This is a genomic window from Daejeonella sp. (assembly GCF_030684675.1).
Taxonomy (GTDB): domain Bacteria; phylum Bacteroidota; class Bacteroidia; order Sphingobacteriales; family Sphingobacteriaceae; genus Daejeonella.
This window is the reverse complement of record NZ_JAUXXZ010000031.1, coordinates 16,204-42,221: the sequence shown is the minus strand read 5'-3', so window position 1 is coordinate 42,221 and position 26,018 is coordinate 16,204. Positions and strand designations below refer to the sequence as shown.

Sequence of the window (26,018 nt, the reverse complement as noted above, 5' to 3'; positions counted from 1 at the left end):
AGATTATTTGGCACATCTGAAACCCAGATTACTCATACCAGAGTCAGGAGAGCTTTTCATTCGGCGGGCAACACGGTACCCGGAACAATAACTTTCATTGCACATAAAAGAGCCTCCTCTTGATACCCTCTTAGGAGTATAGGGTTCATCGGGATCAAAACTATCTGCCGGACCCTGAGGATTTTTGATACCATCGGAATTGTTTATACTCTGGTAATAATCATTCCGGTATTTATCCAGACACCATTCCCACACGTTTCCTGCCATATCATACAATCCATATCCATTTGGAGTAAATGATTTAACCGGAGCAATACCTGTGAAAGTATCAAATGCAGTATTCTTGTATGGAAAGCTCCCCTCCCAAGTATTTGCTTTGGCCTTTCCCTTATTAATATGCTCATCACCCCAGGGATAAATTTTATTGTTCAGTCCTCCTCTGGAGGCATACTCCCATTCGGCCTCAGTTGGTAAACGTTTTCCTGCCCACTTGCAATAGGCCATAGCATCGTCCCAGCTAACATGGATTACAGGGTAATTGCCTTTGCCATCAATATTACTGTCTGGGCCCTCAGGGTGCTTCCAACTGGCTCCTGGAACCCATGCCCACCACTGAGAATAATCATTGAGGTCAACCTCCTGTTTTTGGGGTGTGAATACCAGCGAGGCCGCAACCAGTAAGGACTCATCTGGCTTTGGTGTTCCGGGTGGCAATTGCTTTTTCAATTCCTCCCAGTCGGGTTTGCGTTCGGCTGTAGTTACATAGCCTGTACTTTCTATGAATTTGGCAAACTGATCATTCGTAACCTCATGCTGATCGATCCAGAACGGGTCTAAAATCACTTTATGCTTTGGATACTCATCTTTATCTGCCTGATCATTATCGGCACCCATCATAAATACTCCACCCGGAATTGAAACCATTCCGGTATTAGAGGTATCTCCATTAAAAGTAATCTGATCAAGGGTCTTATAGACTGAACCCTTTCCAACAGATTTATTCTCGATCGAACCTGTTTTTGCTTCCTGATTACATGAACTAAATACAAACAGGCAAAACAAGCCTAAAAACAGACTGAAACAAACTTTTGCCGTGTTAATAAGCTGATTCGCTAAAAATGTTTTAAAAACCCTTATCATTAAAGTCCCCATTTCATCTCTTTAAGATCTGCTATTTTTACATAGCCATCTTTCTTAACACTTCCATCCTTACCGATGGTATATCCCTTAGGTGCCGCATTAGTCCATGACAATCCCGGCACCCGATCCAATAAGAGTTTTCTTTGTTCCTGTATCACTGATTTACTGGAAGCTTTATAAGCTATATTATTCCATTCATTTGGATCAACTTGATGATCATAAAGTTCTTCCAGATTAATAAATGGATAATAGATATAACGATACTTATTGGTGCGGATGGTGTATCCATCACCAGAATTTGCGCCACCCTGCTCATTCATAAAATAAGCTGTAAATGCAGGTTTATGATCAAATCTCTCCAGTTTAAGCATTGGAACTAAGCTTTCCCCATCACAGTATTCCGGAATTTTCTCGCCGGCCAGTTCAGCAAGCGTAGGAAACATGTCCATCATAGAAACCGGAACATGGGTAGTTGAGCCAGGTTTAGTTACCCCCGGTGCCATAATAAACAGAGGAGCTCTCGTAGAACGCTCCCAAAGCGTAAATTTTTCCCAATTTTCCTTTTCGCCCATATGCATTCCATGATCCGACCAAACTACAATAATTGAATTTTTCAGGTAACCTGTTTTTTCCATCCCATCCAAAAATTTCCCTAGCATTGCATCGGTAAATGATATGGTAGCCATGTAGGCTTGCAACACTTTCTTAAGCTGATTATTATCAGTGATAAAGCGATGGAGTGCTCTTCTTCCGTGGATAAATGAATCCTCTAAATCATCCTCCTTAAATGGCAGGTCAGGCACATTGGCAAGTGGGTACATATCAAAATATTTTTGAGGTACCTCCCATGGATCATGAGGTTTAGTCAATCCGACAGCTAAAAACAAAGGCTTATCATGTTTTTGGCTAAGCTCATAATTTGCCCATTCTGCGATTTGAAAATCGGCCATATAATCATCATCCAGTGCAATTGGCCCCCATGTAAAATAATCGGGCTGTTTGCCTTTAAAATTTTTGGGAGAAATAATTTCCTCAGGTGCTCTGACCTGAAACGGAACCGGAATTCTTAAACCAGGGTAATAAAAATCCCATCCTTTGCCTTCCGATTGATTTATTGTTGACCTTGGAGGAGATAAGGTATGGTAGATTTTACCCCCCGCAAGGGTTTTATAACCTTTTTCCTTAAAAAATTGTTCCATAGTTAACAAAGTACTCAGTGCTGGGACTTTTCGCCAGTCAGGATGCTTCCAACCCGTAACTCCAGATCTTGCCGGACTAACACCTGTCATGATAGACACCCTTGAAGGTGCACAGGCAGGCGATGGAATATGTGCATTGGTAAAAGACATTGACATTTTTCTCAACCGATCGAAATTCGGAGTTTTTAATCCTGGTAATCCTCCCAGTCCGGGTGGGTTAATCCAATCGTTCAAATCATCTATTGCAAGAAAGATAATATTGGGTTTAGAACCAGGATTTGGAGACTGAGCCCATGCAAATTCTGAATTTGCAAGTATAAAAAAAGCAACACCTGTAAAAAGTGTTACTTTAAACTTATAGCGAATACTATTTACAGAGAAATTTTTCATTGTGACAAGTTATATAAAACATTCATTTTCGAATGCAAGCCACCAAAGATAATTAAATATTGATGCTAAAATCCTGTAAGTAAGGGAAATTTAGACTACATTCTTAACAAGAATATGAATCTATAGTTTAAAGAGGTTGTATAAAAAGTAAAAATCACAATTTAAAAACAGAATTAAATCTTGATAGTCCCCTATCTAAGACTACCAACCAAAAAAAACGGCAATTTTCACATCGAAAATTATCGTTATATTCCCTAAACTCTGACCTGAAATTTAATTTGTAAACCTATTTTAAAAAATGACTTATTGTCAATTCAATATCGATTTCCCTTAACTGCAGAAGGGCAGGTTGCAAGATTACAGTGCGGCAAGTACATATTTCCTGCTGAGCAGCCTTCCAGCCTGTCATCCAGAACGAAGTGAAGGAACTTCGCTTATTGGAGTCGAAATTTAATCCATAATCGCTAAGTTCCCTCCTGTGTCGGGATGACATCCTGCTTTAATTCAATTCCCCACTCTTAATGAACAGCCTACCTGTTTTAGGAAAGTGTATCCAAAATACGATCGATATCCGCTTGATTGTTATAAATTGATGGAGAGAGTCTTAATTTATTTCCAAAACGCATGGCCACATTAATCTTGGCTGCACGAAGCTTTTTCATTGCCTCATCCGGATCTTTAGCTTTGAAAACAATAATTGGACTTTCATTGCCCTCAGGTGTGATCATAGGATAACCAATCTTTGGCATTTCTATTGCCAGACGGCTTGTTAGGGTACGAACATGGTTCCGGATATTTTCAACCCCTAAAGTGTGTATATATTTCATCGAGGTGATGGCACAGGATACTCCTTCATAAGAGGGGTAGCTAACCTCATACATTGCCGGACCTGTAGTAGGTTTGAAATCAAATTCGCCCAATGCTGAATCCGGGTTATCTGTCCATTCGCCATAATTGAAATTTAAGCTTCCATGGTGTTGCGTTGGTAGAACCCGGGTGTCCTGCAAATCTTTACGGACGTACATAAACCCAAAACCTTTACTACCCATCAACCATTTGAAGGTAGAACAGGCAGCCATATCAATTCCCATGGCTTTTACATCCACCGGCACAGCACCTACACCCTGAATAATATCCACATAAAGCAATGCTCCATTGGCATGAGCCAGATCAGCAATTGCCCGAACGTCTTTAATCAGAAAACCATTCACATTTGAAACGAGCGTGATAGCCACTAATTTGGTGTTCTTATCGATCACACCTTCAAAATCCTTCACATCAAACTTCCAGTCATTATGTTTAATGATTCTCAATTCCAGTCCCTCTCGTTGCTCACGCATCTTGTAACCATATAAACTTGGCGCATAATGAAGATCTGTTGTCACAACATTACCCCCTTTTAAATCCATCCCATTCAGTATATTATTCTCGGCTTCGACAGTAGTCCTTGCAAAAGCGATTTCATCCGGATCTGCATTAATCAGTTTCGCAAAGCTATCCTTACATTCCTGACGGGTCTCTGACCATTTTGGCCACCAGGGCTCACCCACATCATTCTTAGCCCATTCAGCATAGCGATGCAAAGCTGCAGCCGTATAAATATTAATTGGGTGGGTTGATGCATTATCCATATAGACTTCCTCCCTGGTGCGGGGGAAATCTTCCCTGATCTTACTGAAATCCAATGCAGCTCCCGATATATGGGCAGGCATCACATCCGGATTAACAGAGGAAGCAGTGTCTCCGGTTTTACATGAACTTAAGGCACTGAGTCCCAAAGTACCCACACCCACTCCAGCCAGAGATTTTAAAAAGGTTGATCTTTCCATTTTGTTTTTTTTTAAGAATTGAAATTTTTCTATTCAGATATTTTTATTTATCGGGAAGCGAGAAAGCAACATACGTATCAGCCGATTTAGTTCTCATTCTTCCTCCACCGCATGCGATTACCACAAATTGTTTACCATTCACACTATAAACAGATGGCGTTGCATATCCTGCTGCAGGCAAATTCGTTTCAAATAAGAGTTTACCTGTGGCTTTATTGAATGCCCTGAATTTCTCATCCCTTGCAGCAGCGATAAATACCAGTCCGCCCGCAGTTACCACCGACCCTCCCCAATTCTCTGTACCGGAATGAATACCTTTCGCCTTTAATTCAGGGTAGTCACCCAATGTGTTTTTCCAAACTAAGCGGCCGGTGCTAAGCTCTATGGCGCTTAAAGTACCCCATGGTGGCTTAATTCCCGGATAACCTTCTTTAGTCAAAAACTGTTTATATCCACCAAAACGATAAGGCGAACGATAGAAAGGATGACTTAACTTAGTTACCTGAGTAAAAATCATCTTTTGTTTTGATTCAATATTCAATAAATAGGATGCCAGAGCGGTTTTATCTTCTTCACTAAAATGCTTGAAGGCTGGCATCATTCTTTGTCCGGACGATACGAGATCTTTGAATTTGACCTCAGTATACTTCTTTTGAAGATTGATTAATGAAGGAAAATTACCTGAACCTTTAAGATCAGCACCATGACAACCCTTGCAACTCTTATCGTAGATACTTATACCTGCCTGTAAATTAGTTTGATTGGATTTTGGAAGCTTTTCCACCAAAGTATCTATCATGGTTACAACCCAGGGCATTTCAGTAGCGTTGATGTAAAGCAAACCGCTTGAAGGATCATAGGAAGGACCGCCCCATTCTGCACCACCGGTTAGTCCGGGTAGAACGAGCGTTCCCTCCACACTTGGTGGAATAAACATCTTACCCGATTTATGGCTTAAAAACCTCTTTTTCAGATCCTGATAAGAAGAGTCAGGTATAATATTATTAAGATCAGATTCTTTGAATTCCTGTCTCACAAAAGGAGGAAGCACTGTTGGGAAGGGCTGGGTTGGAGAGGTTTGCTCACCGGTAAGATCTGATGCAGGCACTGGCTTTTCCAGAATCGGATGCACAGACTTACCTGTCTCCCTGTCAAGCATGTAAATAAAACCCTGTTTACTAACCTGTACTACGGCATCGATATTTTTGCCACCTTTTTTTATTGAAACCAGAATCGGAGATGTAGGAAAGTCATAATCCCAAAGATCATGATGAACAGCCTGAAAATGCCAGATATATTTTCCGGTTTCTGCATCGAGTGCGAGAACACTATTCGAGAAAAGATTGTCCCCTTTTCTTTTACCTCCATAAAAATCAGGCACAGCTGCCCCGGTTGAGGCAAAAACCATTCCTCTCTTTTCATCTAAACTAAGTCCGCCCCAGGCATTTGCCCCTCCTACATATTTATGAGCCTCAGGGTCTTCCCAGGAATCATATCCAACATCACCTGGTTCAGGGATTGTCCTAAACATCCATTTCAATTTACCTGTATGAACATCATATGCCCTGATATGACCCGGAGCAGATTCCTCTTCCTCCGACAAACTGGTTCCGATGATGATAAGATCCTTATAAATTACTCCCGGTGAAGTTGCTGTGACTCTTAAATTTGATAAATCCCTGTCCAGGTCAAGGCCATCGTGAAGTGGGATTCGACCCTTATTCCCAAAAGAAAGTACCGGTTTACCTGTGGCACTGTTTATGCAGAATAAGGAAGAACCTACAGTATAATAAAGCAGATGTTCTTTGTTTTTACCTTTATAAAGTGCAATCCCGCGGCAGGCATTCATTCCATAACTTTGTCTGCCCTGAATATCCACCATCATTGAATCGACTGGATTAAATACCCATTTTTCCTTACCAGTCAATGCATCCGCAGCGAACAGCTTTAATTTAGCTGAAACGCCATAAAGTACTCCATCAACGATGAGCGGGTTTGCCTGAATCTGACTGCCTGGTTCTGCATCTTTAGTATGGTAAATCCAGGCCAGTTGTAAATTAGCCACATTGGAAGTATCTATTACATCAAGCTCTGAATACTGAATACGTTCCTTGCTTCCACCGTAAACATCCCATTCGCTTTTATGGTTAGCATCGTTACAGGAAACACAAAAGAGAGTAAGAATAATGATGAAGGAAAGAGAGAATTGTTTCAGATTGATCATTTTTATATGGCGACTACAATGCTTCATTGTATAAAGAATAAAAATTCATTAAATTCTGATCAACAACTAATGTTATTTTACGAAATCATGAACATAATTTCTGAAAAAAGCCTGTTAACCAGATTATTACTGCATAATGATCGAACAGGTATAATATTAATTTATTTAATGGCTACATCCCAGACTTTTGATAAACGTGAAGTACCAGCCGGACCATTGATTGATAAAGTCACCACGAAGAGCCCGGGTTTTGAATAAAAATGCACGGGGTGTTGTTGATCTGAGCTCTCACCATCACCAAAATCCCAATTCCATGACGAAATTTCACCATACGACTCATCAGTAAAAGAAACCATCCGACGATTCATATCTGTAATAACAAATGACCATTTAGCATCTATTGGCTTCTGATACTTTTTCTCTAAAGGCATTAAACGAAATGGAAGCAAGTAAGATGCATTACCATACATCTCCCTCACTTTACTGAGATTCCAAAATCCATTGTACCTGGGTACCTTTACATCGTCATAATCAAGCACTGCCCAGCCAAGGCCAATTTCTTTATTCTCTGTTAAAACTGATTCAACCGCTCTGCTAACACCTTCTGGTCCGGCATAATCAAAAGGGGTAATCCAAAACTCAAGAGTCAAGCGTCCTGACTCACCTGGTTTGAAATTGTAATTATAGGCAGCATTGGCATAGGGTAAATCTTTAATCCAGGGTTGGCTTCCCCAAACCATTGCCCAATCTTTTTCTTTAGCCGGTGTGAAAATATGATAGTTCTGAGCATGTACACCATGGTATGAAAAATAGGTATCCATTTGATTCAGTACTTTATTCGGATGAAAAGAACTGATAAATGGTCCACCAGACTGATCACCGTCTACCACCACCTCGAATATATCATTATGTAAATCTTTTAGTGAAAAGTCCCAGTAATTATCATAGGCTTCATAGAGAAAATACAGTCTGTTCATGCCTTTAACCCAACCAACCTTTACATTAACGTCGAGGTTTTTAGGATCAGCAAATCGATGCCGGATACTATCATCCCTGTCATCCCATAATTGATCTATACCAATATTGTAAGAAGCATCAACCATTTTCCAATCTTCAGCTTTACCATCAATACTTGGGATCATATTTGCAGGAAACTGAAAGATCTTAAATTTTCGCTTATTCTGGGCATTTGAAAAACCCGCGTAAAACAGGAGCAAAAAAAGAAGACAAATGAATCGCGAGGAGAGATGCATAGTTAAATATTATAAAAATTTAAGGCTTTTAAATAAAATAATTTTTTTGAATTTTAGGTGACCTGTTAAAAACCAGGATTTTCATAATAGTTGCCCAAGTATGGATGACCATGATTCTCAATACCCATGGACAGGCTGATGCAAATAAAACTCTATCTGAATCAAAAATATCGAGGTATTGATATTAAACCGAATTAAGATTTAGGGTATCTACTAATAATACTGGTATCTATGTTAACCTAGTTGAGCATTGACTTTAAAACAAAATTAAATCGAAAATTGATATTGGTTTTGATCAGCGGATTCATTTTTCTAAAATCAGGATACTACAGGTGGTTTGGGATCGTGAATAAATATATCCGGTTTATCTACGGCCTCTATTGATTTATGTTTAGGATCGAATAAGACAATATTTGAATCACTGTATTTACTGGAGTTGTATCTTATGCCGTTGTATTTTGCTTTTTTAGCACAATCTGCAATAAAATTGGTCAGCAGGTAGCCAGGTTTCCAGGTCGAATTATCTCTTGACATCCTACGTTCTAACACATTATTATTAAGCAGAGCAGTAAATAAGATACTTTCGAAATTTAAAAATCCTCCCCAATCAATTTTAAGATCGAGTATATTGTCAATCCCATCAATATGGTATTTCTGAACCCATATTAAGGCTGGCTGATGATAATCATCCAATATTTCTGCAACAGAACAATCACGACTTTCTGAAACATACAGCACACTTTGACCTGGATGATTATATCTGCCTATTCTTGCTATTCCAACCTCTGGAGCCCCTAAATCTACACTATTAAAGACTTTTGCGTCTCCAACAATTCTACTTCTAAAACAATAAAAATTATCTAAAATGCAGATTGGCAAGGTCTGACTTTCAATTTCCTTTTGAATTTTTCTGGCGAGAGGGTTATCCAAAACCAATGAGGGGTAAAATTTAATATATTCCTGGAGATCAATAATCTTCTTTTTGAATTTTCTGTCCGCCTCAACTAGTTTCACATGAATTTGATTGTTTTTGTCATCTTCTGTTCCAACAAAAGATTTTAAATTAAATTCATTATTTCCACAACTTTTACAAACCAAATTGGCAGCAATATCAGCATGGTAAATTGCGGGGATTTTATACGTATTTAACAAATCAACCAGGCCGCGCTTTTGACCATAAAGCCAAATAACATCACTACTGTCATAAGGTTGGTCATAAGAGCAGTACTTAATCAGATCCTTTACTTTTTGAAAGTGATTTTTGGCTTGTTTTGAAAGTCGGGGCTGTCTAAATTGTGGCATATGTAATTTTTACAAACAATATCATTATATATTCTGTAAAAATAAACTTTAACCAGAGCTAATTCATTAATAAGGAATCCATTCCAATAAATTAGTTAACTATGACCAATAAGATAACTGGCAGACAATTGATTACGAAATTAAGGCAACAAAGGTCCTTTTAAATTAAGATTCTAGTTCAAAGATAACTTCAATCTCAACAGGCTTATTATTGGGTAAAGAGTTGAATCCAACTGCACTTCGAACACCTATTCCATTATCGGTTCCCCAAACTTTAGCAAAAAGCTCACTACAACCATTTATTACATAAGGATGTTTTTCAAAATCCGGCAAACAATTTACCATTCCTAAGGTCTTAACCACGCGCTTAATCTTATTGAAAGTGCCCATGTTTGCCCTAATTGTAGATAAAATATTGAGACCTGTCTGCTGAGCAGCCAATTTCCCCTCATCCAGATCCAGATCCTGCCCAACTTTCCCCTTAGTAAGAGTCCCGTCATTTTGAATAGGTCCATGACCCGAAACATATAGAAATTGACCAACAATGAGAAAAGTAATATAAACACCAATAGGCTGTGGGGTTGGAGGTAAGCTCAAACCTATTTGAGCAAAATTTTCATCCGGAGTTAAATTATTCATGCTTATTTGTTTTAAAATTTAATTTATCAATTAATCTTGGTTTGTTAAAGAACTTTAATCCTGCTAATGTTAAATTATGTCAGCCATTTCTGATCTGATATTCTTATTGTATTCCTTTTCATCGAACTCATTTTCACTTTTGGCTATCACAATTGCAGCTATTCCATTACCGATCATATTCGTGATAGATCTTGCTTCAGACATGAACCTATCTACACCTAATAGTATTGCAATACTTTCTACGGGCAGAATTTTTAAAGCAGCCAATGAGGATGCCAATACAATAAATCCTGTTCCGGTAACGCCGGCCACTCCTTTTGAGGTAATCATTAAGACACCAATTATTGTAATTTGTTGTCCAATTGAGAGATTGACATTAAAAACCTGAGATAAAAAAATCACAGCCATAGAAAGGTAAATAGATGTGCCGTCCTGATTGAAAGAATAGCCTGTAGGAATAACCAATCCGACAACTGATTTTGAGCAGCCCAGCCTTTCCATCTTCAGCATCATACTGGGAAGAACGGATTCCGAAGAAGAAGTTCCCAATACAATGACTATTTCCTGACGGATGTATTTAAGATATTGCCATAAACTAAATTTATATGCATAGCAGATGAGATTCAGAACACCAAAAATAAATAAAGCCATGGTCAGATATACAGCGAGCATTAATTTACCCAATGGATATAAAGTCTCCAGCCCATAAGTTCCAATAGTGTATGCCATGCCGCCAAATGCACCAAAGGGTGCCAGCATCATGATTACCTTCATGATATTAAAAAACACTTTAGACAATTTTTCAAATGTATTTATAAGTGAGGTTCCTGATGAGCCCATTCTGCTCAAACCAAACCCGAAAAGTACTGCAAAAAACAATATTTGCAGTATGTCACCTTTTGCGAAGGACTCGAAAATATTTTTAGTGACAATATGAGATAAGAAGTCACCCCAATTGATGTTATCGGCACTGTCCTGATAAGTCTTAATTTTCGAACCATCTATATTTACCGCCGAAAGATCAAATCCTTTTCCAGGCTGAAATATATTTGCTACCAATAATCCAATAACAATGGCTAAAGTAGTTACAAGTTCAAAATAAATAAGTGCCTTGCCCCCAACTCTTCCAACCTTTTTCATATCACCCATTTGAGCAATACCAAGTACTATAGTAAAAAAAATGATTGGTGCTATGAGCATACTTATCATATTGATAAAGGTTTGGCTGATCAATTTTGCTGTTGGGGCAAAGCCAGGATAATTCAAACCAACCAGGACGCCGATAATAATAGAAACCAATACTTGAAAAGAAAGATGTGATACTACGCGTTTCATAATTTTATTAAAGGATTACGGTTTACCATAATTATCAACCGGAATATTTACCAGGACATTTATGTTTATATAAGCTTTTACAGCTTGATTGATAATATGTGTAAGCTTGATTTTTTATTTATTTCCATGGATCATTTCTGATAATCAAGCCATAGTCCAGTTCTTTGCTTTTCAGATTTATCCTAAGGTGAAAACCTTTCACATGATTATTTTACAGGTGTGAGAACCGCGGCAAAACCTTTTAAAGAAGCAGGACTAAATCTGCATCAGAATTTTAGGGATTGTTTGCAGTAATCGAATTAAGTTCATAAACTACTTTTCCGCCCTTGATGGTCATTTCACATTCAAGTCTTTGCTTTCCTTCTATCCTGTTACCATCGGCATCTCTAAAACCGAATTTACCTGTCCGGATAGACAAAACAGTGACGTCTGCAATTGCCCCCACAGAAAGGTTACCCAGTTCCTCACGTTTGATAGCCTGTGCCGGCGCCCAGGTACTGCGGGCAATAACTGATGGTATATCCATACCAATAGCAAGGAGTGTTGATAATACATTAACCTGATCTTTCATTCCTGCGTTCATACTACCTGTATGAAGATCGGTACTGATTGTGTTTGGAAGAAATCCGGACTTAATGGCTATTATAGCCTGATTGAAGTTAAAACTAGCCCCCCCGAATCCAACATCAAACAAAATTCCTCGCTTCTGTGCCGGAATAATAAACGGCCTTAATTGCTTTGTTTTAATGTCCGTAACAGGCTCTCTTCTAGCAGCTTCTGTAAAAACATGAGTATAAATATCTCCGGGGCGCAAGTACTTAAAAAACAACTCTTCAAGTGGAAGTCTATACCCTAAATCTATAATAACAGGCATATCAGCCAGCTTGCCTGCTTCAACAACCCGCTGAACAGGTACCCATGAAAATGTATTGAAGTGTGCAAGCTTAAAACCAACAATGTAATCCTTGTATTCAAGAGCAGTATTAGCTGCCATTTTAGCATCCATATCGTTAATATCTTGTTCATAATCCGCACGTCCTCTCATTCCCTCACCTACTATATTTAAAAATGACAAAACCCTGGTCTTGGACTTGTCGATTATATTTCTCTTAAATGTTGGGAAGGATTTCCATCCGGCATCACCACAATCAACCACAGTTGTTACACCAGAACGAAAGGTAAATCCATCTGGTGCCACAGCTGTATCCCCATTGCTTAATGCACGATTGACTTCAGTTCCCGCAAAAACATGGGTATGTAAATCAATAAATCCAGGACTAACATACATTCCTTTGGCATCTACAACCTGGATAGCCAACCCTGGATTGATATTTTTTGCTATTGCAGCAATCTTGCCATTCTGGATGGCAACATCCATTAATTCATTGATTTTATTTTTTTTGTCTATAACATGCCCACCCCGGATAAGAATGTCATATCTGGTTTGAGCATGGACAAATCCTGTTAGCATCAATACATAAAAAAACAGGAGGAATACTTTTTTCATAATTCAATATTTTAAATTAATTCAAATTAAACATTAAGTGATTTTAGACTTAATAATTTTACTTCCCTTTAGCAATATCACCACCGATTGCATTCAGGTCATAAACTATTTTTCCGGCTCTGATAGTCATTTCACATTCAAATCTCTTTGTGCCTTCCTGTCTTTTATTCGCCACATCTCTAAAACTAAACTTTCCTTCTCGCAAACCTAAAACAGCAATATCAGCTACCGATCCAACAGAAAGATTCCCAAGTTCTTCACGTTTTATAACTTGCGCAGGTGCCCAGGTACTGCGGGCAATAACTCCCTGAACATCCATACCTAAAGCCAGAAACGTAGATAAAACATTTAGCATATCTTTCATTGCACTGTTCATGCTACCGGTATGAAGATCAGTACTCATTGTGTTTGGATAAAATCCAGCTTTAATAGCTGGAATAGCCTGACCAAAGTCAAAAGCAGCTCCACCGAATCCAACATCAAACACAATTCCTCTCTTTTGTGCTGGTATGACATAAGACTTTAATTGTTTGGTTTTCGGATCTACAATCTGATCTCTTCTTGCTATGTCGGTGAAAGTATGGGTATATATATCTCCGGGGCGTAATAACTTGAAAAATAAATCATCAAGAAGAACTTTACCGCCAGGCAGCTCGCTTCCTCCCAAATCAATGATAACAGGCATATTAGCCAATGTACCCGCTTCTACAACTTTTTTAATAGGAGTCCAGTCGGGTTTGGCAAAATGTGCATGTTTGAATCCCACAACATAGTCCTTATTTTCCAGAGCAGTTTTAGCTGACATTTTAGGATCCATATCACTAATATCCTGCTCAAAATCATCACGGCCTCTCATGCCTTCACCAACAATATTCAGGAAAGACAACACTCTCGTTTGCGACCTGTCAATTACATTTTTCTTAAATGTAGGAAATGACTTCCACCCTGCACTTCCACAATCAACTACAGTCGTAACTCCTACCCGAAATGTATAACCATCCGGCATTACAGAATTACTTCCATTACTGTAAGCATGATTTGGCTCAGTACCATAAAAAACATGTGTATGCAAATCAATCAATCCGGGAGAAACAAACATCCCCATTGCATTTACAATCTGTTTTCCCAGAACAGGATTAATATCCTTTGCAACCTTAGCAATTTTGCCATCTTGTATTGCCACATCCATTATTTCATCGATGTTGTTTTTGGCATCGATCACATGACCTCCTTTGAGGATTATATTATAAATCGGAGCTGTTACCTGTGCTTGAGTATAAGAATCTAAGAGACATAGTACAGATAGAAAAAATAGAGAAATTTTTCGCATAGTTTTGATTATTAAGATTAAAAAATACCTGATTTATAAATTAAATAGTAAAAAATATCAGCGTTAAATTGTCCTGAATTCAAATTCTATCTACTGTTTGGATTAAGTAAAATGGGTTCAGAAATAGCGTTCAACTCGTAAACAATTCTTCCTCCTTTTATGGTCATTTCACATTCAAGCTTTTGTGTACCCTCCTGCCTGTTGCCTGCGACATCTTTAAAGCCAAAACTGCCTTTCTGCAAACTTAAAATTGCAACATCAGCTATGGCTCCTTCTGAAAGGTGACCAAGTTCTTCGCGTTTAATAGCCCCGGCAGGTGCCCAGGTGCTGCGTGCAATCACCCCTGGAACATCCATACCCATCGAGAGAAAAATGGATAAAACATTTAACTGATTTTTCATCCCACCATTCATACTACCAATATGGAGATCGGAACCCATTGTGTTTGGAAAAAATCCGGCCTTAAGAGCTGGCCTTGCCTGATTGAAATTAAAGCTGGAACCTCCAAATCCAACATCAAACAGAATTCCCTTATTCTGAGCTGGAATGATATATGACTTTAGTTGTCTGGTTTGGGGATCTACAATGGGATCTCTTCTGGCTATTTCGGTAAACGTGTGGGTATAAATATCACCAGGCCGTAATAACTTAAAAAAAAGATCATCAAGAAGTACTTTGCCTCCGGGTAATTCATTCCCACCCAAATCTATGATCACTGGCATATTGGCAATTGTTCCGGCTTCTACAATTTTTTGTATGGGTCTCCAATCGGCTCTAAGAAAATGAGCATGTTTAAACCCAACAATGTATTCCTTATTGGCCATTGCCTTTTCCGCAGTTTTTTGAGGATCCATATCATCCAGATCCATTTCATAGTTACCACCACGCATTCCCATCCCTACGATATTTAGAAAAGACAATACTCTGGTCTGCGACTTGTCGATGATATTTCTCTTAAAGGTGTCGAACGATTTCCAGCCTGCCCCACCTGCATCCACTACCGTTGTTACTCCTGAACGAAAGGTAAATCCATCAGGGGATAATGCAGCATTCCCGTTACTATAGGAACCATTTTCAGTACCAGCAAAAACATGGGTATGCAGATCAATCAGGCCGGGAGTAACATACATGCCCTTTGCATTAACAATTTGCATCCCCTTGGTGACATCTATATTCTTTGCCACTTTTGCAATTTTACCATCATGAATTGCAATATCCATTACTTCATTGATGTTATTTTTAGCATCAATTACATGTCCACCCTTTATAAGAATACCATAGGTTTGAGCCTGAGCATAACATGTCAGAAGAATAAATCCGAAAATTAACATGAAGGAAATTCTTCTCATATATTCAGTTTTCTTAAAAATTCAAGGCTTTAATATACATCAGCTAACAGAAGCCTTAAGTAGCTCTTCCTGAATTCGTTTGGCTACAATTTTCTCTTCTCCGGGTTGCAGCATCCATACCGTAATATTAAGAGCCCCGCTCTGACTTGGTACTGAAGCGCTGCGAATTCCTACTTCAATGGATGGATTACCTTCCCGCAATTTTTCGGTCATTTGTTTGGTTGTCAAATTGATTGAAGCAGATTCCCAGGAAATACTAAGATTTGGTGTACGGTTGTGAATTGGAGGAATGACAATTTCAGTTGTTACCCCCTTAATCTTTTTCACAGCATTGTCAATAACTGCCACCTGGCTTTCCCATGTCTTCCATTCTTTATCATGATCCTGATTTACATATCTTTCCAAAGCCGCATATAGTCCAAAAATTTCTTCTTTATTTACCTTCATCCCCCGGCCAATATTTTGGTTATCAGGAGGTGCACTTAAACGGGCGGCGGCTACCAGGTGTTTTCTACCCATAAGAATACCCGTGCTTTGAGGTCCCCTGATTGCTTTTCCACCTGAAACACATACCATATCAAAGCCCATATCATTGAACTTCCAAAGATTTTCGACCGGAGGAACATCTGCAGCTATATCAATAATGGTAGGAATATTATGCTTTTTTGCTACAGCCAACCATTCCTGATGCTTGATTTTACCGTCAGGAGTATGATCATTCAAAAAATACATCAGTGCAGTTTTGCTACTGATCGCTTTCTCCAACTCCTCAGGAGTATCGATTAATACCTTCTTAATTCCGGTATTATTAAGCACATGGATATAGCCGTAATTATGACTTTTTTGAACTATCACTTCGTTCTTGTCAAAATTTTCGACATCTGGCAGTTGGGCTACTTTTTTCTTGTCCATACCGGTAAGCGCTGCTGCTGTACCTAATAATAAGGCAGAGGAGCAACCAGCTGTTACCATAGCTGCTTCTGAATGGCAAATAGCTGCAATTTTTGCTCCAACCTTATCCTGTACCTCTCCATACATAACAAAGCCTTTAGAAGAACTATTAATAGCTTCCATTACTTCATCATGCATCAGAGATGCAGATATCGCAGTATAAGGTCCAGAAGCATTAATGAATCTTCTAATTCCCAATTCATTAATCAGGTCGCGTTTAGGTTTTGTAATAGTTGCAGCATTTGCACTAAATGGTATCCCTGAACCTACAACAGCTCCTGAAAGAGGTGCTAATGACAGGTATTTTATTAGATCTCTACGTTTCATATTATGAATATTTATTTTAGTTTTATCAATTAACCTGACCTGTCCCCGGGCCTACATCCCACCACATTCTTCCTTGTAATAAGTCTATCTGATCTTCTGAAAAGTTTTGTCTCTTAATAGCTTCAAAATAATTAACAGGGTTTAAAGTTTTCTCTGCAATAGGTATTGAGAACCTCCTCCACATCTTTCCACCGGTAACATTTCCAGGATAGTAGGAAAGGGTGCCATTTGGAAGTTTCCAGTTTTTATAATTAAAAACAGGAAATTTTGTACGACGCCAATTTGAAAAAATTTCAAAATCATCGCCTAACATTGATACCCATTTCTGAGTTGAAATCTGCTCAAGTTGATTTTCAAATGTCCCACTTATTAAATATGGATTGTTTGCTAAATATGTATCGACTGCGGCACCAGAAATTACACCGGAATGCGGGGCAACTGTTGGCCATAAAGCCCATTGAGCCATTGCTGCACGAACACCATTGTCATATGCAGCTTTTGCTGTTGTACCGACATTCCAACCTCTTAGCGCTCCTTCGGCCAAAAGAAAATATGCTTCTGCAGGCCCCATAGTAATAATTGGTGATCCACGGTGAAGATAAAGTAAGGAAGGCTCTGAATAAGTATCAAAATCTGTAGGCTTGGTGTTTAGACTTCCGTTTACCATACCCCTCTGTTTTGCAACGGAATTGTCTGCTGTATAAGTATTCCCGGAAGGTACCCACACTACTGAAATTATTGGCAAACGTGGATCCTGAGTATTCTTCAAATGATCGATAAATTTTGCCGACCATTTTCCTCCAAATACATTGTCACCACCAGGAGTAACAAAATCACCTGCAATCAAACCATCAACTCTTGGATTAGTCTGCCCTGTAATATTTGCAAATTTACGGTAAGCAATATCTGTAGATGCAGTCATAACACCTTCCGCTGCGGCCTTCTCAACCCATAATTTCGCGGTAGCTGGCTCAATATTAGATAATCGCATTCCCAGACGCATCATTAAGGTGTAACCAAATTTTTTCCATTTGGTGATGTCCCCCTTAAAGTAAGGATCAGCATTACCAAATACATTTTGCTTACTCAAATCCATTGATTTCAAAGCAATATCAAGCTCGTTTAACATTGCTGTATAGATACTTTTCTGGGTATCATATTTAGGTTTGAGAATAGTTAAGCCTTTCATTGCTTCAGTATATGGCATGTCCCCTATCACATCTGTTACCGGATGGACTGCAAGTATCCTCAGAATTTCTATTGCCGCCCTTTTGTTTACATTTTCCGGACCAGGTATTTCTTCTTTAAGCTGTAAAAGCCTGTTCCACTGATTATTATACACATCAAAACTACCTGCTGTACCCCCAAAATCATAAAACTTATCACCTGATCCATTTACTTCCCTGTAGACAGCAAAATATTGTAATCCACCACCTAATGCCCTGTAACTCTGTCCCGGAATACTATTATGTATAGCTGCTGTAAAAGTGTAATCAGGAATGACATATTCAATTACATTGGGATTTTTATTCATATCCGTTAATTTCTCGTCATTACAAGACTGGAATGTGAACAATATGATAACGGCTATAGACACGCATACCATCCTTTTATATAATATTTTCATCTTATTTGAATTATGGTTTAGAATCTTACATTAAGGTTAAATCCGATATTTCTGGTTCTGGGTCCGGCAACTCCCTGAGTACCTTGTGCATTCCCTACAGTTGATTGCATTTCGGGATCTACACCTGCTTCCTTAATACGCTTATCCTGATAAAGTGTTGCCAGATTTAATCCCGTAATACCTAAGGAAGCGCCCTGAACCCTAATGTATTTCAGAATATTGGGAGGGAAATTATACTTAAAGACAACTCTACGCAACTTGACAAAATCTGTTTTATATACAAACTGTCCAGGATATGCACTTCCAAAATTATTATAGTAGGTGTCCAGATCAACAACTGACCATACTTTTGTATATGGTGCCCCAGTTGCATCAACTCCGCTGACAGTCAAACCCGATTCTCTTCCTGGCAGGGTCAATGGAGTGCTGCCAAATCTAGTTGCATATTGAATAAGGTTACTATAACCTACAGCACCAAATTTTGAATCAAAATCAACTGTCAGTGAAAAAGCTTTATATCTGAAATTATTCCCTATTCCCATAAGATATGGAGGATTTCCAACACCCATATCCTGCTCAATCCTTTCTTCATATCCGGTTGCTTTATTATAGATCAACATTCCATTTTCATTTCTCTTCATTACAAAAGAACGTAATGTAGAATATGGAAGACCAACTGCATTAATCATGTTTGTACCACCAATTCCAGTTCCTAGAGATAATATCGAAATTCCTTCAGCGAGCTCTACAATTTTACTTTGATTATACCCGAAGTTATAATTGATATCCCAACTAAAATTATCCTTCCTTATTGGAGAACCATTCAAGCTTATCTCCCAGCCTTTGTTTGTAATTAGCCCCATATTTTGTCTCCCGGCAGAATACCCGGTGGTTTGGGATATTGGTGGTGAAAGTATATCATTAGTAGTTCTTCTTGAATAATAATTCACATCCAATCCCATCCGGCTATCGAGCATTTGAACTTCGAAACCACCTTCAAGTGTCGTCACTGTAACAGGCCGAATATTTGGATTTTGTAAATCATTGGGTGTACTCAAAACAGGAAGACCGTCTGCATTGACAGAATTAAGTGCATATGTACGATTTATACTGCCTGCGCCAACTGTTGCACTACCTACCTGAGCCCATGAAGAACGAAGTTTGGCATAATTAAAAAACTTAGGAAGTTTAATCACATCAGAAAGAATTAATCCACCTCCTACAGAAGGATAAAAAATAGAATTAAAGCCTCGATTTAAAACAGAAAACCAATCTTGTCTTCCGGTAATCGTTAAATAAAGAACATTTTTATAGTCAATATTAGCTTCTCCAAAAAGAGAATTTATCCCTTCAGATCCTTGTCCGACGTTTACCAGTTCTCTGTTAACAAGGTTTGAAACACTATAAAAATTAGGTACAACCCACTCTGTACCATTCGCCGTATTCATTTGAGCATAGCTTTTTTCACTGTTTCCACCTGCCATCAGATTAATACCGATTTTCTCTGAAAGAACCTTGGTATTATAGTTGACTATAGCCTGGAAATTTGTTTTATTAGTCTGATCGGTTGAAGAATTAAAATATCCAAGAGGTCTAAATCCATGACCCTTGGGTACATAATTTGATTCTGTATAATAACTGAAATCTCTTGCAACGGTTCCTTTAATGAAAAGCTTTGGAAGAATATTAACCTGAACACTGGCCCTACCAATTAAGCGCTGTTGATCATCGTCGTTTCCCATTTGATAGGCAGTAAAATATGGGTTAGTTGCCTGAAGAACCGGATTCCATATTAGCTCATTGCCGGTTGCGATATTAATTCCCGGTCTGGCAGGATCCTGACCTCTGAAATTCCTTATATCAACCGTGCTGGCAGCGAGATAAACTGGCCAGGCTGCACTTTCGGCATAACCTACATTGGGTCTGTTTATCCCCTCAACAATATTATACTGAACACCTGATTCAATTTTTATAAAATCGTTTTTACCCATTTTAGCCTGAACATTTACGTTCACAGTTTTTCTGTTGAATTTAGAATTAGGTTGATTATCCTTTGAACGCAGGTCACTTACAGATAATCTCATTTGCATGTTTTGATTACCTGCATTGAAAGCAACAGTATTGGATATGTTCTGGCTTGTTTGGTAATAACTCAAAATATTCTGTTTAACATAAACAGGAGAATATGGCCGAGCTACACCATCAAACTGCATCACCATAGATCCATCCATTTTTGCACCAAAAGAAATACGGCCTGCACTCAATGCAGCGGCTACAGTTGCAGGTTTTACACCATCGTTCCCTGAGCCATATTCATATTGAAAATTTGGGAAAACAGATGGAGCGCCGAAATTTGCATCAGAGCTTACTTCAATACCAACTCCTTTTTGAGAAAAACCCTTTTTCGTTGTTATTAGGATAACTCCATTAGCAGCTTGGCTACCGTACAAGGCTGCAGCAGCACCGCCTTTCAACACAGAGATGGTGGCTATATCATCAGGATTCATACTTGAAATGCCATCTCCACGGTCAACATTCAGGCCTTGTGCATTTGTAGCAGCTCCCCGATTTGTATTATTAATCGGCATCCCATCTACTATATATAAGGGCTGCTGATTACCATTTAAAGAGGTGTTACCCCGTATAATAACCCGACTTGAACTTCCAGGACCGGAGTTTACCTGGGTTGCATCAACACCGGCAATTTTACCCGTTAATGCACTGGCTACATTATTCATTCGGCCCTCTGTAAATTCCTCGCCACGAACTTCTTGAACTGCATACCCTAATCCCCGTTTGGCTTTTGTAACACCAAATGCAGTTACAACAACTTCTGATAGAGTCTGACGGTCTTCAAACAATGTAACATTAATACTCGCCCTTCCACTAACAGGAATTTCTTGTGTTACATATCCGATATAGGTAAATATCAATGCACTGTTATCCGGGGCGTCCAGTGTATAGTTACCAAGAGCATCTGTTGTAGTACCAACTGCGGTTCCCTTGACCCGAACACTAACCCCTGGTAAAGTTTCTCCTTTAGAATCAATTACCTGCCCTTTTACAATTGCTTTAATATCCAACAAATTATTATTGATCAATTTTACCACGACAACCTGATCAACAACTTCAAAAGTTAGTGGTTGGTTTCTTAAGACCTGACCCATTACATTTTCAATGGTCCCACTATTTATTACAACATCAATTTTTTGATCAAGATTAACCTGATCCAAACGATAGAAAATGGAATACTTGCTATTCTTTTCAATCTGTTTAAACATTTGTTTAACAGTGGTATTCGTCTCATTAAAATTGAAGGACTGAGAATGAACCTCGGCACGGAGCTGAAAAATGGCGGCTAAGGTAAATAATGCTATTAGTTTCATTGTCCTGATAATTTTTCGCCGCATTAGACAGACGAATCCTGCATTTTGATAAAGAATTTTCATAATTTTGTATGTTTTTAGTTAATACTGGCTTCCCAAAGCATTGGGTATTAGCTATTGCTCTTTTACCGAAAGTGTTAGCGCACTTTCGGTTTTTTTTATGTTTGATTTTAAATCATAGGCTTTGGCTTTTAAAATTAATACCTTTTCGAATCTTGATTATTCTGCCTTGCTTTTCATAGGCTATATCAGTAGTTTCCTTCATTATCTTTAGTGCCTTATCGATATCATCTATATTCTTGAAACTTCCGGTATACTTTAGATTTTTTACTTCTGAATTGTCCACAATGATTTCAACATCATATCTTCTTTCCATTATTCTGGTTATTTCTTGAAAAGTAATTCCTTCAAAAACAAGTAGATCCTCAGTCCATCCTGTATAGACTTCAACCTGGGCGGGGCTTATTTTCTGGACCTTAACCTCAATTATCTCAGAAAAATCCTTGTCGGGTTGAATAACATGATTTAGAGAGGATGAATAATTTAATTTGAGTACCTGCTGCTGTTTCACAGAGATCATTTGTGACTTATCTGAGTCTATTGACAATTTGCCTTCAACCTGAACCTCTCCTTCAATAACCATTGTTTCAAAAGAGAGATCATCAGGATATGCTTTCACATTAAAAATGGTTCCTATATCACGAATAGTATAATTATTTGCATTTACTATGAATGGGATTTTGCTTTTCGAGATATCAAAATATGCTTCTCCATTTAAGTGAACAGTTCGAGTTCCTTTACCAAAGTCGGATTCAAATTTCAAGGTACTTCCTGCATTGATAGTTACTTTTGTTCCATCCGGCAAAACTATCTTGCGCATAGCCCCTTTTGGAACATTGATTTCGGTAATGGTATGTACCTTATCAGGCCTGTATGCCTTGTAAAAATAAAAAGCCACACCACAAATAATTAAAAAAGATGCTGCGATGGTTAAGTATTTCAATCTGAATATAGTGCCCATTTTCCTTACAGTAGATTTGTCAAGAAAATCTGAATAAGCCTGTTCAGAATCTATAAAACCTATTTTATAATAAATGGACCTTTGCCATGTTTCATAAAGCTGTAAATAGAATTCTTCATGAACTTTACTGCTGCTAATCAAATATTTTGCCATAGCAATCTCTTCTTCATTGGCTTGCCTGGTTACATATTTTGTTATTAAAACTTTGTCTATTTCTTTCATGCTTCTAGATTTAAAGACAACTATTTATACCTATACCCCCAATACACGTTAAATTTTTGTTAAGTTTTTATAATCCAAATGAATTCTGAATTTTTTAGAAGTGGAGAAGCATTTATTACATAAGCATGGAAAGTATAATACCAATCGTATATCCTAAACTTTTTCTAAGCTTTTCAAGCGCTATGGTGATGTGTCGCTCAACTGTATTTTGGGAAATGTTTAACCTTTCAGCGATTTCTTTATTTTTTAGATACTCGAAACGGCTCATCTCAAATACAAGCTTACATTTTTCAGGAAGAGTATCTATTGCTTGTCTGATCTGCTCTGCAAGTTCCTTTTCATGGTATGGATTTGTGTCATGCTCTGGAATTTCATCAATAAGTTTATTCCTGATCATATAGTTCACATATTCATTCTCTATTCGTTTATGCTTAATACGGTTCATACACTTATTCTGAACCATTTTATATAAATAGGCAGTGACCGAAGTTGTAAAAGATAGTGATTCCCGTTTTTCCCAAAGAAAAGTTAATGAATCGGAAGCTATCTCTTTAGAAATATCGATATCATTTAAAAATCTATTCGCATAGAGGGTTAACTTCACGTAATGAAACTTGAATACTACTTCAAACTCCTTTGCGTCAACATTCCAAATGTTTGTATCTGAAGTATTATCATTCATATTTCAATAGCCCTTAAATGTGCTTTTCATGAATAAATTTTAATTAAAATAATATGATAAAAAAGATAAAGCACAAAGTGCCGGGAATCCACAAAGAAATCTTAGTTCAATCTGACTGATTTTATATAAATCCATTGTCAGAAAGCAAAAAATTGAAACTGGATTCTGAAATTCAATAGTTATGAGATGGAAAATAAAAAATAGAGAATTAAGGATGAATCTCAAATCTCATATCTCACATCTCACTCCTAATAATCCCATATTCCAGTCCCCTCAACTCTGCCAATCCGCGGAGGCGGCCAATTGCTGAATAACCAGGGTTGGTTTTCTTCTTCAGATCATCGAGCATCTGGTGTCCGTGATCAGGGCGCATTGGAATGGAAACATTTCTTGCATGGGATATCTTTACCAATTGCTTAACAACCGCATACATATCTACATTACCATCCAAATGGTTATCCTCATAAAAATCACCCCACTCATTGCGGCGGGTACTTCTTAAATGTATAAAGTTGATATGATCGGCAAATTGTTCTACCATGGCTGCTAAATCATTATCAGCCCTCACACCAAAAGAACCTGTACAGAAACAAAGTCCGTTAGACAATGAAGGAATAGCAGTAATCAGGGCTTTAAAATCTGCAGCAGTGCTCACAACCCTTGGTAATCCAAGTATTCCATAAGGCGGATCATCGGGATGAATGACCATTTTTACTCCACTCTCATGTGCAACAGGAATAATTTCGCTTAGAAAATAGATCAGATTCTGGCGAAGACGATCAGCATTAATGCCCTTATAGGTATCCAAAGCCTGCTGGAATTGCTCGATGGTAAAACTCTCTTCACTGCCCGGTAAACCGGCAATGATGTTTCTTGTCAGCAAGTGCTTCTCTTCATCATTCATTCCGTCAAACCGAACTTTCGCGCGACTTATTTCTTCTTCGGTATAATCAGATTCAGCCCCTGGACGCCTTAAAATGAACAAATCAAAGGCAATGAACGCTGCTTTTTCAAAACGCAGGGCTTTCGATCCATCCTCCATGGTATAGGCCAGATCAGTTCTGGTCCAATCGAGAACCGGCATAAAATTATAGGTAATGCACCTGATCCCACAGGAAGATAAATTGCGGATACTTTGTTTGTAATTATCTATATGTTTCAGAAATGGACCGATTTGGGTCTTAATATTTTCATGAACAGGAACACTTTCAACCACGCTCCATATCATGCCGGCATCAGCGACTTCCTTTTGTCTTTTTTTAATATCCTCAATAGGCCAAACCTCTCCGTTTGGAATATGGTGTAATGCCGATACAATTCCGGTACAACCAGCCTGACGAATATCCGAAAGACTTACAGGATCATTCGGGCCATACCATCGCATGGTTTGCTGCATTGCGCAGGATCCGTCTATTTTATTATTTGTATTCATTAAACTCCAGCAAAAATTGAGAACCCACCATCAACACATACCATAGAACCGGTAACAAATTTAGAGGCATCACTTAATAGCCATACCAGTGCGCCCTGCAATTCATCCGGATGACCAAACCGCTTAAACGGAGTATTTCTGATCACCTTTTCGCCCCTGTCGGTAAATGTTCCATCAGGATTAGTTAATAAATTTCTGTTTTGCTCAGTAAGAAAGAAACCAGGTGCCAGTGCATTCATGCGAATACGATCACCATAACGATTTGCTAATTCTACAGCAAACCATTGATTATAACAATCGACCGCTGCCTTACCCATATTATAACCCAAAACCCGGGTAATTGCACGCTTCGAATTCATAGATGAAATATTCACGATACTACCCTTCTCAACAGAATTAACCATTGCTTCACCAAAGATCTGGGTCGGAATCAGGGTACCCCAGGTGTTCAGATCCATCACGCGCTTCATCCCATCTAAATTCATCTTAAAGATATCATCACCAGGCAAAAGTACACCATGCGGCTGATTACCACCTGCTCCGTTTACCAGTCCATCAATCCGTCCAAAAGCATCTAATACCTTATTTTTGGCATCAATCAATTGACCCTCATCCATTGCATCTGCAATGAGAGCGACTGCACGACCACCGTTCTTGTTGATTGCATCTGCACGCCCATTGGCAACATCCTTATTTCTGCCTAAAATCCCTACTGCACCACCGGCTTTGACTATTCCCTTAATAAATGAATCGCCAAGTATGCCTGTGCCTCCTGTTACTATGATTACTTTGCCTTTTAATGAGAATTCTTCCATTTGTATTAGTTTGTTAGTAGTTGGTTGGTTAGTTGTTAGTAATTTATCGTTATTGTCA

General features: G+C 38.4%; 18 protein-coding genes. All 18 read right to left on the bottom strand.

Features of this window, described 5'->3' with window-relative positions; translation table 11 throughout:
- Positions 1-3: 3 nt before the first annotated feature.
- Positions 4-1,140: a formylglycine-generating enzyme family protein gene (locus Q8M41_RS06305; protein ID WP_305364401.1), complete on the bottom strand. Its 1,137-nt coding sequence runs from the start codon at positions 1,138-1,140 to the stop codon at positions 4-6.
- Positions 1,140-2,729: a sulfatase gene (locus tag Q8M41_RS06300; protein ID WP_305364400.1), complete on the bottom strand. Its 1,590-nt coding sequence runs from the start codon at positions 2,727-2,729 to the stop codon at positions 1,140-1,142. The genes Q8M41_RS06305 and Q8M41_RS06300 overlap by 1 nt, the downstream gene beginning before the upstream one ends.
- 539 nt (positions 2,730-3,268) lie before the next feature.
- Positions 3,269-4,558, bottom strand: a complete 1,290-nt coding sequence (locus Q8M41_RS06295; protein WP_305364399.1) for an aminotransferase class V-fold PLP-dependent enzyme — start codon at positions 4,556-4,558, stop codon at positions 3,269-3,271.
- 43 nt (positions 4,559-4,601) lie between these two features.
- Entirely contained in the window at positions 4,602-6,782 is a 2,181-nt protein-coding gene (locus tag Q8M41_RS06290; protein ID WP_305364398.1) for a PQQ-binding-like beta-propeller repeat protein, read from the bottom strand.
- A 161-nt stretch (positions 6,783-6,943) separates the two neighbouring features.
- Positions 6,944-7,924 (bottom strand): PKD domain-containing protein, encoded by a 981-nt coding sequence (locus Q8M41_RS06285; RefSeq protein WP_305364397.1) that lies wholly within the window; start codon positions 7,922-7,924, stop codon positions 6,944-6,946.
- 429 nt (positions 7,925-8,353) lie between these two features.
- Complete coding sequence (locus tag Q8M41_RS06280; protein WP_305364396.1) at positions 8,354-9,187, bottom strand: RES family NAD+ phosphorylase; 834 nt, start codon at positions 9,185-9,187, stop codon at positions 8,354-8,356.
- A 315-nt stretch (positions 9,188-9,502) separates the two neighbouring features.
- Positions 9,503-9,976 carry a RidA family protein gene (locus Q8M41_RS06275; RefSeq protein ID WP_305364395.1) on the bottom strand — a complete coding sequence of 158 codons (474 nt, stop codon included), beginning with the start codon at positions 9,974-9,976 and terminating at the stop codon, positions 9,503-9,505.
- Positions 9,977-10,045: 69 nt separating this feature from the next.
- Complete coding sequence (dctA, locus tag Q8M41_RS06270; protein WP_305364394.1) at positions 10,046-11,311, bottom strand: C4-dicarboxylate transporter DctA; 1,266 nt, start codon at positions 11,309-11,311, stop codon at positions 10,046-10,048.
- 274 nt (positions 11,312-11,585) lie between these two features.
- Complete coding sequence (locus Q8M41_RS06265; protein WP_305364393.1) at positions 11,586-12,818, bottom strand: amidohydrolase/deacetylase family metallohydrolase; 1,233 nt, start codon at positions 12,816-12,818, stop codon at positions 11,586-11,588.
- Between the two features lie 58 nt (positions 12,819-12,876).
- On the bottom strand, positions 12,877-14,148 hold the full coding sequence (locus Q8M41_RS06260; protein WP_305364392.1) for an amidohydrolase/deacetylase family metallohydrolase: 1,272 nt from the start codon (positions 14,146-14,148) through the stop codon (positions 12,877-12,879).
- An 86-nt stretch (positions 14,149-14,234) separates the two neighbouring features.
- The gene (locus Q8M41_RS06255) at positions 14,235-15,497 is read right to left on the bottom strand and encodes an amidohydrolase/deacetylase family metallohydrolase (protein WP_305364391.1); all 1,263 of its coding nucleotides are present in this window, start codon (positions 15,495-15,497) and stop codon (positions 14,235-14,237) included.
- 39 nt (positions 15,498-15,536) lie between these two features.
- Positions 15,537-16,775, bottom strand: a complete 1,239-nt coding sequence (locus Q8M41_RS06250) for an aminotransferase class V-fold PLP-dependent enzyme (protein WP_305364390.1) — start codon at positions 16,773-16,775, stop codon at positions 15,537-15,539.
- A gap of 25 nt (positions 16,776-16,800) precedes the next feature.
- A complete protein-coding gene (locus Q8M41_RS06245) occupies positions 16,801-18,309 on the bottom strand; it encodes a SusD/RagB family nutrient-binding outer membrane lipoprotein (RefSeq protein WP_305364389.1) in 1,509 nt (502 codons plus the stop codon).
- A 110-nt stretch (positions 18,310-18,419) separates the two neighbouring features.
- The gene (locus Q8M41_RS06240; RefSeq protein ID WP_305364388.1) at positions 18,420-21,788 is read right to left on the bottom strand and encodes a SusC/RagA family TonB-linked outer membrane protein; all 3,369 of its coding nucleotides are present in this window, start codon (positions 21,786-21,788) and stop codon (positions 18,420-18,422) included.
- A 175-nt stretch (positions 21,789-21,963) separates the two neighbouring features.
- On the bottom strand, positions 21,964-23,031 hold the full coding sequence (locus Q8M41_RS06235) for a FecR family protein (RefSeq protein ID WP_305364387.1): 1,068 nt from the start codon (positions 23,029-23,031) through the stop codon (positions 21,964-21,966).
- A 115-nt stretch (positions 23,032-23,146) separates the two neighbouring features.
- Positions 23,147-23,713 carry an RNA polymerase sigma-70 factor gene (locus Q8M41_RS06230; RefSeq protein ID WP_305364386.1) on the bottom strand — a complete coding sequence of 189 codons (567 nt, stop codon included), beginning with the start codon at positions 23,711-23,713 and terminating at the stop codon, positions 23,147-23,149.
- Between the two features lie 235 nt (positions 23,714-23,948).
- On the bottom strand, positions 23,949-25,145 hold the full coding sequence (gene uxuA / locus Q8M41_RS06225; protein ID WP_305364385.1) for a mannonate dehydratase: 1,197 nt from the start codon (positions 25,143-25,145) through the stop codon (positions 23,949-23,951).
- A complete protein-coding gene (locus Q8M41_RS06220; protein WP_305364384.1) occupies positions 25,145-25,960 on the bottom strand; it encodes an SDR family oxidoreductase in 816 nt (271 codons plus the stop codon). Before Q8M41_RS06220 ends, uxuA begins: the two co-directional genes overlap by 1 nt.
- Positions 25,961-26,018 lie beyond the last annotated feature (58 nt).

Excerpts from the sequence above, each read along its gene's own strand:
- Q8M41_RS06290 (WP_305364398.1), bottom strand. The coding sequence starts at position 6,782 with ATGATCAATCTGAAACAATTCTCTCTTTCCTTCATCATTATTCTTACT.
- Q8M41_RS06240 (WP_305364388.1), bottom strand. The coding sequence starts at position 21,788 with ATGAAACTAATAGCATTATTTACCTTAGCCGCCATTTTTCAGCTCCGT.
- Q8M41_RS06285 (WP_305364397.1), bottom strand. The coding sequence starts at position 7,924 with ATGATCCCAAGTATTGATGGTAAAGCTGAAGATTGGAAAATGGTTGAT.
- Q8M41_RS06260 (WP_305364392.1), bottom strand. The coding sequence starts at position 14,148 with ATGCGAAAAATTTCTCTATTTTTTCTATCTGTACTATGTCTCTTAGAT.
- Q8M41_RS06305 (WP_305364401.1), bottom strand. The coding sequence starts at position 1,140 with ATGATAAGGGTTTTTAAAACATTTTTAGCGAATCAGCTTATTAACACG.
- Q8M41_RS06235 (WP_305364387.1), bottom strand. The coding sequence starts at position 23,031 with ATGAAAGAAATAGACAAAGTTTTAATAACAAAATATGTAACCAGGCAA.
- Q8M41_RS06275 (WP_305364395.1), bottom strand. The coding sequence starts at position 9,976 with ATGAATAATTTAACTCCGGATGAAAATTTTGCTCAAATAGGTTTGAGC.
- Q8M41_RS06255 (WP_305364391.1), bottom strand. The coding sequence starts at position 15,497 with ATGAGAAGAATTTCCTTCATGTTAATTTTCGGATTTATTCTTCTGACA.
- Q8M41_RS06230 (WP_305364386.1), bottom strand. The coding sequence starts at position 23,713 with ATGAATGATAATACTTCAGATACAAACATTTGGAATGTTGACGCAAAG.
- uxuA (WP_305364385.1), bottom strand. The coding sequence starts at position 25,145 with ATGAATACAAATAATAAAATAGACGGATCCTGCGCAATGCAGCAAACC.
- Q8M41_RS06295 (WP_305364399.1), bottom strand. The coding sequence starts at position 4,558 with ATGGAAAGATCAACCTTTTTAAAATCTCTGGCTGGAGTGGGTGTGGGT.
- Q8M41_RS06250 (WP_305364390.1), bottom strand. The coding sequence starts at position 16,775 with ATGAAACGTAGAGATCTAATAAAATACCTGTCATTAGCACCTCTTTCA.
- Q8M41_RS06220 (WP_305364384.1), bottom strand. The coding sequence starts at position 25,960 with ATGGAAGAATTCTCATTAAAAGGCAAAGTAATCATAGTAACAGGAGGC.
- dctA (WP_305364394.1), bottom strand. The coding sequence starts at position 11,311 with ATGAAACGCGTAGTATCACATCTTTCTTTTCAAGTATTGGTTTCTATT.
- Q8M41_RS06245 (WP_305364389.1), bottom strand. The coding sequence starts at position 18,309 with ATGAATAAAAATCCCAATGTAATTGAATATGTCATTCCTGATTACACT.
- Q8M41_RS06265 (WP_305364393.1), bottom strand. The coding sequence starts at position 12,818 with ATGAAAAAAGTATTCCTCCTGTTTTTTTATGTATTGATGCTAACAGGA.
- Q8M41_RS06300 (WP_305364400.1), bottom strand. The coding sequence starts at position 2,729 with ATGAAAAATTTCTCTGTAAATAGTATTCGCTATAAGTTTAAAGTAACA.